This is a genomic window from Dietzia sp. HMSC21D01, assembly GCF_001815995.1.
Taxonomy (GTDB): domain Bacteria; phylum Actinomycetota; class Actinomycetes; order Mycobacteriales; family Mycobacteriaceae; genus Dietzia; species Dietzia cinnamea.
Map to the genome: position 1 here is coordinate 1 of NZ_KV823863.1, position 12,047 is coordinate 12,047.

At 70.7% G+C, this 12,047-nt stretch carries 12 protein-coding genes and 1 pseudogene; 5 read left to right on the plus strand and 8 right to left on the minus strand.

Annotated elements, in window-relative coordinates:
* Positions 1 to 314: pseudogene (locus tag HMPREF3086_RS06585) on the plus strand (lycopene cyclase); the annotation flags it as partial.
* Positions 315 to 422: 108 nt separating this feature from the next.
* Here the strand turns inward: HMPREF3086_RS06585 and HMPREF3086_RS06590 are convergent.
* The 7 genes from HMPREF3086_RS06590 to HMPREF3086_RS06620 are packed head-to-tail and all read right to left on the minus strand — an operon-like array spanning position 423 to position 6,860.
* Positions 423 to 893: a metal-sulfur cluster assembly factor gene (locus HMPREF3086_RS06590; protein WP_070720842.1), complete on the minus strand. Its 471-nt coding sequence runs from the start codon at positions 891 to 893 to the stop codon at positions 423 to 425.
* Between the two features lie 6 nt (positions 894 to 899).
* Positions 900 to 1,352 (minus strand): Fe-S cluster assembly sulfur transfer protein SufU, encoded by a 453-nt coding sequence (sufU, locus tag HMPREF3086_RS06595; RefSeq protein WP_070720845.1) that lies wholly within the window; start codon positions 1,350 to 1,352, stop codon positions 900 to 902.
* Complete coding sequence (locus HMPREF3086_RS06600) at positions 1,349 to 2,611, minus strand: cysteine desulfurase (RefSeq protein WP_070720853.1); 1,263 nt, start codon at positions 2,609 to 2,611, stop codon at positions 1,349 to 1,351. The genes sufU and HMPREF3086_RS06600 overlap by 4 nt, the downstream gene beginning before the upstream one ends.
* Positions 2,612 to 2,630: 19 nt before the next feature.
* A complete protein-coding gene (gene sufC, locus HMPREF3086_RS06605) occupies positions 2,631 to 3,401 on the minus strand; it encodes a Fe-S cluster assembly ATPase SufC (RefSeq protein ID WP_070720856.1) in 771 nt (256 codons plus the stop codon).
* A 60-nt stretch (positions 3,402 to 3,461) separates the two neighbouring features.
* Positions 3,462 to 4,670, minus strand: a complete 1,209-nt coding sequence (sufD, locus tag HMPREF3086_RS06610; protein WP_061229200.1) for a Fe-S cluster assembly protein SufD — start codon at positions 4,668 to 4,670, stop codon at positions 3,462 to 3,464.
* 4 nt (positions 4,671 to 4,674) lie between these two features.
* Entirely contained in the window at positions 4,675 to 6,126 is a 1,452-nt protein-coding gene (gene sufB / locus HMPREF3086_RS06615) for a Fe-S cluster assembly protein SufB (RefSeq protein WP_007626485.1), read from the minus strand.
* On the minus strand, positions 6,123 to 6,860 hold the full coding sequence (locus HMPREF3086_RS06620; protein WP_070720859.1) for a helix-turn-helix transcriptional regulator: 738 nt from the start codon (positions 6,858 to 6,860) through the stop codon (positions 6,123 to 6,125). The genes sufB and HMPREF3086_RS06620 overlap by 4 nt, the downstream gene beginning before the upstream one ends.
* Positions 6,861 to 7,016: 156 nt before the next feature.
* Here HMPREF3086_RS06620 and mptB point away from each other — a divergent pair, with 156 nt between their 5' ends.
* From mptB to HMPREF3086_RS06640, 4 genes are all read left to right on the plus strand, one after another.
* Positions 7,017 to 8,603: a polyprenol phosphomannose-dependent alpha 1,6 mannosyltransferase MptB gene (gene mptB, locus HMPREF3086_RS06625; protein ID WP_070720863.1), complete on the plus strand. Its 1,587-nt coding sequence runs from the start codon at positions 7,017 to 7,019 to the stop codon at positions 8,601 to 8,603.
* Between the two features lie 25 nt (positions 8,604 to 8,628).
* Positions 8,629 to 9,564, plus strand: a complete 936-nt coding sequence (locus HMPREF3086_RS06630; RefSeq protein WP_070720866.1) for an ABC transporter ATP-binding protein — start codon at positions 8,629 to 8,631, stop codon at positions 9,562 to 9,564.
* Complete coding sequence (locus tag HMPREF3086_RS06635) at positions 9,561 to 10,352, plus strand: ABC transporter permease (RefSeq protein ID WP_070720869.1); 792 nt, start codon at positions 9,561 to 9,563, stop codon at positions 10,350 to 10,352. Before HMPREF3086_RS06630 ends, HMPREF3086_RS06635 begins: the two co-directional genes overlap by 4 nt.
* 125 nt (positions 10,353 to 10,477) lie before the next feature.
* Positions 10,478 to 11,386: a COX15/CtaA family protein gene (locus tag HMPREF3086_RS06640; protein WP_070720873.1), complete on the plus strand. Its 909-nt coding sequence runs from the start codon at positions 10,478 to 10,480 to the stop codon at positions 11,384 to 11,386.
* A 181-nt stretch (positions 11,387 to 11,567) separates the two neighbouring features.
* On the opposite strand, the gene HMPREF3086_RS06645 is transcribed toward HMPREF3086_RS06640, so the two are convergent.
* Positions 11,568 to 12,047, minus strand: a 480-nt coding sequence (locus HMPREF3086_RS06645; RefSeq protein ID WP_246830925.1) for a hypothetical protein, incomplete at its 5' end; no start/stop codon positions are given.

The window sequence follows — 12,047 nt, forward strand, 5'->3', positions numbered from 1 at the left end:
ATTCGGTGGCCGCGATGCTCGCGGCCGTCCCCGCGGCCGTCCTCGCGCTCGGCGCGGGCTACCCGCTTCCCGTGCCGCGGTCCCCCCTGAGCACGACCCTTCACGGTGTTGGCCTGCGGGCGCTACTCCGCGCGGACGACCGGACCCTCCGGGCGCTGTTCGCGGCGTTCGGGCGCCTCGACGGCCGCCGCCAGCGGTGGTTCCTCGACGGGGCGAGCCCCTCGTACCAGGTCGCTGCCGCGATGTGGGGGATGTGGGTGAGCATGCCCGTGCGCGACAAGGTCGGGATGGTGGCCGCGGTCCTGGGGCGGTGATCGCGGTTCCGCGGCGGCCCGGTGACATGACCAGAGCGCCCGCCCCGTGGACACGGAGCGGGCGCGAGTCGGCTCGCAGTGAGCCGGCGGTGATCGCCGCGAGGCGGACTACACGGTGAAGCCGATGGCCCTCAGCTGCTCTCGGCCCTCGTCGGTGATCATCTGGGGGCCCCACGGCGGCATCCAGACCCAGTTGAGCTCGAGTTCGTTGACGAGGTCGGCCCCGATGGTCGCGGAGCGGGCCTGGTCCTCGATCACGTCGGTGAGCGGGCAGGCCGCCGACGTCAGGGTCATGTCGATGCGCGCGATCGTCGAACCCTCCGTCTCGCCGGGGCGGACCCAGATGTCGTAGACCAGACCCAGGTCGACGACGTTGATGCCCAGCTCGGGGTCGACTACGTCACGCATGGCCTCCTCGATGTCGGCGACCAGCGCGAGGTCCTCCTCCGACTGCTCGGGCCGGTTGGGGTCCGGGCGGAACTCCCCGTTGTACGCGGTGCCCGCGGGCGTGTCGTTCTCGGCGGCCGACATGGGGTCGTCGACCGTCGGATCGTTGGCAGGTGTCATCTGCTCGGTCATGTCACATCACTCCTGATGGTGTTCGGTCTGTCGGCCGAGGGCGTCCTTGAACGCCATCCAGCCCAGCAGGGCGCACTTGACCCGCGCGGGGTACCGCGACACCCCGGCCAGGGCCACGGCGTCGTCGAGGACCTCCTCGTCGCCCTCGTCCTGGCCGCGGGAGGAGATCATCGTCTGGAAGGCGTCGACGATCTCCAGCGACTCCTCGACCCGTCGGCCCACCAGGAGGTCGGCCATCATCGAGGTCGACGCCTGGCTGATCGAGCACCCCTGTGCGTCGTAGGACACATCCTCCACGGTGGCCAGATCCTCGGACAAGCGCAACCGCAGCGTCAGCTCGTCACCGCACGTCGGGTTGACGTGGTGCACCTCGGCGCCGAAGGGTTCCCGCAGCCCGCTGTGGTGCGGGTGACGGTAGTGGTCGAGGATGACCTCCTGGTACATCTGCTCGAGTTTCACTTCAGACCACCCCCGTCGACTTCGAAGAACTCCTGGGCACGGCGCAGGGACCGGGCCAACGTCTCGACCTCGTCGAGAGTGTTGTACAGCGCGAACGACGCCCGCACCGTGGACTGGACGCCGAGACGCCGGTGCAGCGGCCACGCGCAGTGGTGTCCCACCCGCACGGCGACGCCGTCGTCGTCGAGCACCTGGCTCACGTCGTGGGCGTGGATGCCGTCCACGACGAAGGAGACCGCGCCGCCGCGGGAGACCATGTCCGTCGGTCCGACGATCCGGACACCCGGGATCTGCTGCAGCGCCTCGAGGGCGGCCACGGTGAGCGCCTCCTCGTGGCGGGCGATGGTCTCCATCCCCACCGCTTCGAGGTAGCGCACGGCCGCGGCCAGGCCGACCGCCTGCGAGACCATGGGCACGCCCGCCTCGAACCGCTGCGGCGGCTCGGCGAACGTCGTCTCCTCCATCGTCACGGTGGAGATCATCGACCCCCCGGTGAGCACGGGCGGCATCGCGTGCAGCAGCGCGCGACGTCCGTAGAGGACGCCGATGCCGGTGGGGCCGAGCATCTTGTGGCCGGAGAAGGCCGCGAAGTCGACGCCCAGATCGTGGAAGTCCACGGTCATGTGCGGGACCGACTGGCAGGCGTCCAGGACGACCAGGGCGCCGACCTTCCGGGCCGACTCGACCACGCGGGCCACGTCGGTGACCGCGCCGGTCACGTTGGACTGGTGCGTCACGGCGACGACCTTCACGGCGTCGGTGAGCTCGAGTGAGTCGAGGTCGATACGCCCGTCGTCGGTCACGCCGTACCAGCGGAGGGTCGCGCCGGTACGCCGGCACAGCTCCTGCCACGGCACCAGGTTCGCGTGGTGCTCGAGCTCGCTGATGACGACCTCGTCGCCGGGGCCGACGGCGTGCTCGCCGAACCGCTGGTCCCCCAGGGCGAACGCCACGAGGTTGAGCCCCTCGGTCGCGTTCTTGGTGAAGACCAGCTCGTCCACGTCGGCCCCGACGAACCGCGCGATGTCGGCGCGGGCGCCCTCGTAGGCGTCCGTGGCCTCCTCCGCGAGCTGGTGCGCGCCACGGTGGACCGCGGCGTTGGAGTGCAGGAGGAAGTCCCGCTCGGCGTCGAGCACCGGGGTCGGGCGCTGCGACGTCGCCCCGGAGTCGAGGTAGACCAGGGGCTTTCCGTCACGGACCGTCCGCGACAGGATGGGGAAATCCGCGCGGACTGCTGTCAGGTCGAGGGTCGAGGTCATGTTCTCCCAGCTGTTCCGATCAGGCGGTGGCGGGCGTCAGGTACTTCTCGTACCCGTTCGCCTCGAGCTCGTCAGCCAGCTCGGCGCCACCGGAGGCGGCGATGCGGCCGTCGACGAACACGTGGACGGTGTCGGGCTTGATGTACTGGAGGATCCGGGTGTAGTGCGTGATGAGCAGGATGCCGCCGTTCTCCTCCGCCTTGTAGCGGTTGACACCCTCGGAGACGACGCGCAGCGCGTCGACGTCGAGGCCGGAGTCGGTCTCGTCGAGCACGGCGACCTTCGGCTTGAGCAGGTCGAGCTGGAGGATCTCGTGGCGCTTCTTCTCACCGCCGGAGAAGCCCTCGTTGACGCTGCGCTCGGAGAACGCGGGGTCGAAGTCGAGGTCGGACATGGCCTCCTTGACCTCCTTGACCCAGTGGCGCAGCTTGGGGGCCTCGCCACGGACGGCGGTGGCCGCGGTGCGCAGGAAGTTGGCGGTGGAGACGCCGGGGATCTCGGTGGGGTACTGCATGGCCAGGAACAGGCCGGCGCGGGCCCGCTCGTCGACCTCCATGGACAGCACGTCCTCGCCGTCCAGGGTCACGGTGCCGCCGGTGACCTCGTACTTGGGGTGACCGGCGATGACATAGGCCAGGGTCGACTTGCCGGAGCCGTTCGGGCCCATGATGGCGTGGGTCTGGCCCGACTCGATGGTGAGGTCGACGCCCTTGAGGATCTCGACGGTCTCGGGTGAGTCCTCGGTCGCGGCGACGCGGGCCGTCAGGCCCTTGATCTCGAGAGTGGTCATTGATGTGCTCGCAATCTGTGTGAGAAGTCTTCGGGGATGATCGGGGGCTTGCGGGCTCGGTCAGATGCCGGAGGACTGCAGCTCCAGCTCGACGGCCTCGGTGACCCGCTCGCGCACCTCGGGCACGCCGATGCGGTTGATCACCTCGCCGAAGAACCCGCGGACGACGAGGCGTCGGGCGACGTCCTCGGGGATGCCCCGCGACATCAGGTAGAACAGGTGCTCCTCGTCGAACCGGCCGACGGCGCTGGCGTGGCCGGCACCGGCGATCTCGCCGGTCTCGATCTCGAGGTTCGGCACCGAGTCGGCGCGGGCGCCGTCGGTGAGCACGAGGTTGCGGTTCATCTCGTACGTGTCGGTGCCCAGCGCCGCCGCCCGGATGAGGACGTCGCCGATCCAGACGGTGTGCGCGTCCGGGAGGTTCGACGAGGCGTCCCCCTGCAGCGCGCCCTTGTACAGGATGCGTGAGGTGCAGTTGGGCACGGAGTGGTCGACCAGCAGGCGGTGCTCGAGGTGCTGCCCGTCGTCGGCGTAGTACAGGCCGTTGAGCGTGACCGTGCCGCCGGGCGCGGTGAACCGCGCGAACGGGGAGACACGCACGACCTCGCCGCCGAACGTCACCGTGGTGTAGGTCAGCGTCGCGTCGCGACCGACCTGCAGGTGGTGTCCGGCCAGGTGCAGGGCGTCGTCGTCCCAGTCCTGGATGAGGACGACCTCGAGGTGGGCGGAGTCGCCCACGATGAACTCGACGTTCTCGGCGATCGTGCCGCCACCGCGCTGGTCCACGACGAAGGTCGCGTTGGCGAACGGCTCGAGGCGGACCTGGGTGTGGCCGTAAGCCAGCTCGCCCTCGCCTGGGCCGTCGACGGTGACGTACACGGGCTCGTCGAGCACGACCTCCTTGGCCACGGTGATGACCGAGGCCTCGGTGGCCGAACTGAACGCCTGCGCGGCCACGCGGTCGCGGGGGGCCCCGGCCTCGCCGACGCGCTTGTCGTCCATCGCGACGGTCTCGACGGTGAGGCCCTCGCGCTCTCCGACGGACGCCGTCAGTCGACCGGTCGCGGTGACGTTGGAGCCGTCGTGGAGACCGCGCAGGCGACGTAGCGGGGTGAACCGCCAGATCTCGTCCTTGTGGCTGGGGACCTCGAACGCGCCGACGTCGTACGAGGTGAACTGGTCACCCTTCGTCGCGTCGACGGGGACGCCGTAGCGGTCCGTGAGGGGGGCCGGGGCGGACCCTGTCTCGGGGGTGGTCGTGTCGGTCATGGGGTCAGCCCACCGATCCTTCCATCTGCAGTTCGATCAGGCGGTTGAGCTCGAGCGCGTACTCCATGGGGAGCTCCTTGGCGATCGGCTCGACGAAGCCGCGGACGATCATGGCCATCGCCTCTTCCTCGGCCAGGCCGCGGCTCATGAGGTAGAACAGCTGGTCCTGGCTCACCTTGGAGACCGTGGCCTCGTGCCCCAGCGTGACGTCGTCCTCGCGGATGTCGATGTAGGGGTAGGTGTCGGACCGGCTGATGTTGTCCACGAGCAGGGCGTCGCACTCGACGTTGGACTTGGAGCCCTTGGCGCCGGGGTTGATCTGGATCAGGCCGCGGTACGCCGAGCGTCCACCGCCACGCGCCACCGACTTGGAGACGATGTTCGACGAGGTGTTGGGCGCCAGGTGCAGCATCTTGGAGCCGGTGTCCTGGTGCTGGCCCTCGCCGGCGAACGCCACAGAGAGCACCTCGCCCTTGGCGTGCTCACCGGTCAGCCACACGGCCGGGTACTTCATGGTGACCTTGGAGCCGATGTTGCCGTCGATCCACTCCATGGTCGCGCCCTCTTCGGCGCGGGCGCGCTTGGTCACGAGGTTGTAGACGTTGTTCGACCAGTTCTGGATGGTCGTGTAGCGGCAGCGGCCGCCCTTCTTGACGATGATCTCGACGACCGCGGAGTGCAGGGAGTCCGACTTGTAGATCGGCGCCGTGCAGCCCTCGACGTAGTGGACGTAGGCGTCCTCGTCGACGATGATCAGCGTCCGCTCGAACTGGCCCATGTTCTCCGTGTTGATGCGGAAGTAGGCCTGCAGCGGGATGTCCACGTGAACGCCCTTGGGGACGTAGATGAACGAGCCGCCGGACCACACCGCCGTGTTCAGGGCGGAGAACTTGTTGTCCCCGGACGGGATGACCGAGCCGAAGTACTCCTCGAAGAACTCCGGGTGCTCCTTGAGCGCGGTGTCGGTGTCCATGAAGATGACACCCTGGCTCTCCAGGTCCTCGCGGATCTGGTGGTAGACCACCTCGGACTCGTACTGCGCGGCCACGCCGGCCACGAGCCGCTGCTTCTCGGCCTCGGGGATGCCGAGCTTGTCGTAGGTGTTCTTGATGTCCTCGGGCAGGTCCTCCCAGCTGGTGGCTTGCTTCTCCGTGGAGCGGACGAAGTACTTGATGTTGTCGAAGTCGATCCCGGACAGGTCCGAGCCCCACTTGGGCATCGGCTTCTTGTCGAAGATCTTCAGAGCCTTGAGACGCTTGTCGAGCATCCACTCGGACTCGTTCTTCTTGGCGGAGATGTCACGCACGACCGCCTCGGACAGGCCTCGCTGCGCGGCGGCACCGGCATCGTCCGAGTCGTGCCAGCCGTAGTTGTACTGGCCGATGGAGGCGATCCGCTCCTCATCGGTGGTCGGCTCGGTGACGTCGGCCGTCACCTGATCGGGGGTGATGGTCATCGCACTGTCCTTTCGGCGGTCGGTGCCGACGCGGATGCGCCGGCCGGTGCGGGGATCGTGGCCGCGAGATTCTCCGCGGTCACGGTCCCGGTCGGGATGTTCGTGGTGCAGGCGCAGTTACCGCCCGCGATGGTCGCGAGACGCTGGACGTGGGTGCCCACTATCTCGGACACCACCTCCTGCTCGGCCTCGCAGAGTTCGGGGAACCGGGAGGCGACGTTCCACACCGGGCAGTGGTGCTGACAGATCTGCAGCCCCCTCCCGGCGTCTTCCACGGAGGACGCGTAGCCCGCCTTCGACAGCGCCACGGCGATGTCGGTCGCGGCGCGCTCGACGTCATGGGCCCCCTCGGCCGGTCGGACGTGTCCGATGACCGAGCGCACCCGCTCGCGGGCGAACTCCGAGACCGCCTCCGCGCCGCCGATGCGCCGCAGTGCCGTCAGGGCCTCGACCGCCAGGTGATCGTACCCGTGCCGTGCGGTGCTCCGGCCCGTGGCCGTCACCTGGAACGCCCTGGCCGGGCGACCGCGGGTTCCCGCCGGACGGGTGCGCGTGGCCTCCACCTCGCCGGCCTCGACCAGGTGGTCCAGGTGGCGTCGGACCCCTGCGGCGGTGAGCCCCAGTTCCCGTCCGATTTCGGCCGCGGTCAGCGCTCCGCGTTCCAGAAGGAGTTCCCGGATCGTCGAGCGCGTGTCGGGGCGCGTACCGCTGTCCATCGCGTGCTGCACGCTCATACGCCACTCCCTTCCGGATATGCTCTGTGCGCCCGGGCGGGGCGCACCTCCTGATATTACGCAACAGTTTCGTTTCGGAATTATTCCCCCACCCCCGGGCGCGCCCCTCGGGGCGCCGACATGCCCGACAGCTCCAGGTGGAGGAGGGACGAGACGATGGCACGCGACGTCCCGACACGCGGCGCGGGCTCGGTCACCTCGCGTCTCCACGCGCAGGAGCGGTACACCGGCTCCCCGCCGTCCGCGGAGATGGCGCGACTGTGGCGCATCCGGCGTATCGGCACCACGGCGTCCGTCGCTATGGCGGTCGGCGCCCTCGGCGCGGGCGCGCTGCCGGTGCTGCAGAACCCTATCGCCGGTGAGCGCCTCTTCGGGCTCTGGCTCCGCCTCCAGCAGTCGTCGATGACGGTGGTCATGGCCGGGATGGTCGTGGTGACGCTCTGCTGGCTGCTCCTCGCCCCGTACGTGCTGGGGCGCGATCGCCGTGGCCGGATGAGCGGGCGCATCGACCGGGCGACGCTCGACAGGGTGATCGCTTCGTGGGCTCTCCCGCTGGCCCTCGCGCCCCCGATGTTCAGCAAGGACGTGTACAGCTACCTCGCCCAGGGCGCCATCGGCAACGCGCTGGACGACCCCTACGAGCGCGGACCGGTCTCGGCGCTCGGGACGGGCCACGCGCTCACGATCAACGTCCCCGACATCTGGCGCGACACGCCCAACCAGTACGGACCGCTCTACCTGGGCGTACAGAAGGCCATCCACACGCTCACGGGCGACGACGTGGTGACGGGGACCGTCCTGCACCGAGTCGTGGCCGTGATCGGCATCCTGATGCTGGGCTGGGCGATGCCGCGACTGGCCGAGTACTGCGGCGTGTCGGACGTGGCGGCGCTGTGGCTGGCGGTCGCCAACCCGCTCGTGCTGTTCCACCTGGTCTCCGGCATCCACTCCGAGTCCCTGATGATGGGCCTCCTGGCCGTCGGCCTGGTGCTGTCCCTCCGCGCCGTCGACCACGCGGGCCGCGGGCGCGGCGCGATCCCGCTCTTCGTCCTGGGGACCGTCCTGATCACCGGGTCGGCTCTGGTCAAGTTGCCGACCATCGTCGCCCTCGGCTTCGTCGGCATGGCACTCGCCCGCCGATGGGGTGGCGACTGGCGGGCCACGACCCGGGCGGCGGCCGTGATGGTCCTCATCTCCGGCGTCACCACCGGTGTGGCCATGGCCGCCACCTCGTCGGGCTTCGGCTGGGTCACCAAGCTCGGCGCCGCCACCTCCCTGCGGAGCTGGCTCTCCCCGCCGACCGCCCTCGGCGTGCTGGTCGGCGGGATCGGTCAGTACCTCGGGCTGGGCGACCACACCGCGCAGATCCTCGTGATGGTCCAGACCGCGGCCCTCGTGATCGCCGGCGCCTTCACCGTCCGCATGCTCTTCGCGGTCCAGGCCGGACGCATCGATCCGGTGGGCGGGCTCGGGGTCTCGATGGCGGCGATCGTGCTGTGCTTCCCCGTGGTCCATCCCTGGTACATCCTGTGGGCGCTCGTCCCCCTCGCGGCGTGGGCGTCGCGGTGGGAGTTCCGCGTGCCCGTGGTCGCGGTCAGCGCCGTCCTCGCCTGTTTCACCCTGCCGCCCGGCGCGGGGCTGCCGCCGTTCGTCACCGTCCAGGCGTGGGCGGCGACGGTGGTGATCGTCGCGGTGCTGCTGATCGCCCTATTCCGGTGGCCGGGGCTGTTGCGGTATCACTAGCCGGGCGGGCCTACAATCGGCATCCGTGACCTCATCGACGGACTCCCCCGCACTGCACGTCGAGGGACTCGTCAAGAGGTTCGGCGCCACCACCGCGGTCGCGGGACTGGACCTGCGGCTCGACCGTGGTCAGGTCATGGCGCTGCTCGGACCCAACGGCGCCGGCAAGACCACCACGGTCGAGATCTGCGAGGGCTTCGTGCGTCCCGACGCCGGAACCGTCCGCGTCCTCGGCCTCGACCCGGTGACAGACCGTCAGCGCGTACGCAGCCGCATCGGCATGATGCTGCAGGGCGGCGGCGCCTACCCGGCCGCGAGGGTCGGCGAGATGCTCCACCTGGTGGCCTCCTACTACGCCGACCCCCTCGACCCGGACTGGCTCCTGGGCGAGCTCGGCCTCAGCGACCACGCTAGGACCCCCTACCGCCGCCTCTCCGGCGGGCAGCAGCAGCGACTGTCCCTCGCGATCGCGGTGATCGGACGGCCGGAGCTGGTGTTCCTCGACGAACCCACCGCCGGCCTCGACGCCCAGTCACGGCGGGCCGTGTGGGACCTCGTCCGCGCGCTGCGTCGCGACGGGGCGGCCGTCCTGCTCACCACCCACCTCATGGACGAGGCCGCGTCGCTCGCCGACGAGGTGGTGATCGTCGACCACGGGCGGCGCGTCGCCTCGGGCAGCCCGGCGGAGCTCGAACGCGCCGGAACCGCCGAGGGGGTCACCCTCGTCGTCGACGGCGAGGTGTCCCCGTCCCTGCTCGCGGACGTCCTCGGCGACGAGCACACCGTCGCCGCCGGGACCGCGGCCGGCGTGCTGGAGGTCCACGGACCCGTCTCCCCCGCCCTCATGACAGCGATGTGCGCCGCGCTCGAGCGGGCCGGCGTGCAGCTCACCTCCCTGGCCACCCGAACCAGGAGCCTCGAGGAGGTCTTCCTCGACCTGACCGGACGGGAACTGCGATGACCCACGCCCCCGAAAGCGGAAACCGCTTCGCCGCCGGCACCTTCACCCGGCCGTCCGCCCCGGCGTCCGTCGCCCGGATGACCGCGGCACAGACCCGCATGGAACTGGCGCTGTTCCTCCGCAACGGCGAGCAGCTGCTCGTGGCTCTGGTGATCCCCGTCGCCATCCTGTTCGGCCTCACCGCCATCGAGTTCGGCTCCGTGCCCGAGCCCCGGATCGACCACGCGATCACCGCGGTGCTGACAATCTCCGTCATGGGGACCGCGTTCACCGGGCAGGCTATCGCCGTCGGCTTCGACCGGCGCTACGGCGCCCTCAAACGCCTCGGCGGCACCCCGCTGCCGCCGGCCGTCATCATCGCGGGCAAGATGCTCGCGACCCTGGTGCTGGTGGCCGGGCAGGCCGTCATCCTCGGAGCCATCGCGGCCGTACTCGGATGGCGTCCCGACCCCGCCGGGCTCGCGCTCGGTGCCGTGGCGGTCGCCCTCGGCTCGGTCGCGTTCTCCTCGATGGGACTGCTCCTCGGCGGCACCCTGCGCGCGGAGATCGTCCTCGCGTTGGCCAACCTCATCTGGTTCGTCCTCATCGGTGGGGCCGGACTCGCGATCGGGGTGGTCGATCTCCCCACCGCGGTCCACGACCTCCTCGTCGTCGTCCCCTCCTACGCGTTGACCACCGCACTGGTCACCGCGACCGGCGGCGGGGTCCCCGCGCTGGCCGCGCTGTCCCTGGCCGTGTGGACCGCCGTCTGCGGCGGCTTTGCCGTGCGTCACTTCTCGTTCACCTGATAGCAGAGGCCGGCGCCGCGCGGCCTAGAATCGGGGCCGTGACCTCGACATCGCACGCCCCGACCTCCGGAGCCCCGGCCGCGCCCGCGTCGAAGGGATCTGGCGGTCCGCTCTCCCGGCTGCCGATGCCGTCCCTGCGGGTCCAGAAGGGCATCGCCCTGGCCAACGTGATCGCCCAGATCGGCATCATGACCACCGGCGTCACCGTCCGCGTGACCGCCTCCGGACTCGGGTGCGAGACCTGGCCGCGCTGTAACCAGGACAGCTTCGTCCCGGTGCCCGGCGCCGGGCCCGCCATCCACCAGGCGATCGAGTTCGGCAACCGACTCCTCACGTTCGTCCTGGTGGCCGTGGCCGCGGCCCTGATCCTCGCGGTCTTCCGGGCGGGGCGACGCACCGAGTTGAAGATGCTCGCCCTCGCCATGCCGCTGGGCATCGTCGCGCAGGCGGTCATCGGCGGCATCACCGTGCTCGCCGGGCTCGTGTGGTGGACCGTCGCGCTGCACCTCCTGCCGTCCATGCTCCTGGCCTGGGTGGCGGCGGTACTGTACGTCCGGATCGGAGAAGACGACACCGCCCCGCCCAGGCGCGTGGTGCCCCGGCCGCTCGCCTGGCTCACGGCACTGTCGGCGGTCCTGCTCGCCGGCGTCCTCGCGACCGGGACCATGGTCACCGGCGCCGGCCCCCACGCCGGGGATGCCCGGATCGAGGCCGCCGACCGCCTGCAGCTGCCCATCCAGTGGCTCGTCCATTTCCACGCCGAGCTGATGATCGGCTACGTCTGCCTGCTCATCGGCCTGCTCGCCGGACTCATCGCGTTGCGGACCGAGGGGCCCGCGATCCGGCGCTGTGCGATTCTCATCGGGCTCATCGCCGCGCAGGCGGTCATCGGCATCACCCAGTACCAGCTCGGCGTCCCGGAGGTCCTCGTCGTGGCGCACGTGACACTGGCCGGCGCGATCACCGCCGTGACCGGCGCCCTGTGGGCCGCCGGGGTCATCCGCGACCGGATCCCCGCGTCCGCCGGACGCTGACAGACCCCGGAGTGGGCGTCGGTCGACGCCCGCGCCAGCGCCCCGCAACCCCCTGGAACGCCGGAATCCGCTACCCCGATCCTGCATCCGCTACCCCTGTGCGGGTAGCGGATCCGTGGGTGGAGTAGCGGATTCCCGCGTTTCGGCGCCCGGCCCGCGAGCGGGTCCGGCGCGCGGGCGGTCAGACCAGGGCGCCCGATCCCGCCATGCGCTTCCAGTGCCCCGCCGGGACATCGGTGCGCGACACGAGCTCGCGGGTCCAGTCCGAGCCGGTGAGGCCGGAGATGCCGTCGCGGACGGCCTCGGCCTCGGACAGCGAGTCCACCATCGTGTCCCCGAGGACGCCGTCGGCGCCCACGAGGGTGATACGGACGCCGCGGCGACCGACCGGCTGGAGGACGACGTCCGCCGACCCGCCGTGGCGGGCGAGGAACTTCTCCACGAACTTGGCCGTCTTGGCCGGAGGCGTCGGACCCGCGGGAACCGGCGCGGCCTCGATCTTCTCGGCCGGGGCCTTCTCGGTCTTCTCTGCCGGCGCCTTGGCGGCAGGCTTGTCCGATGCCGCTGCGGGCGCATCCTGCTTCTCGGCCGGCTCGTCCGCCGGGGGCACCGCAGCGGGTTGCGACGCGGCGGGGGCGTCGGCCGGGCGGTCGGCGGCCGA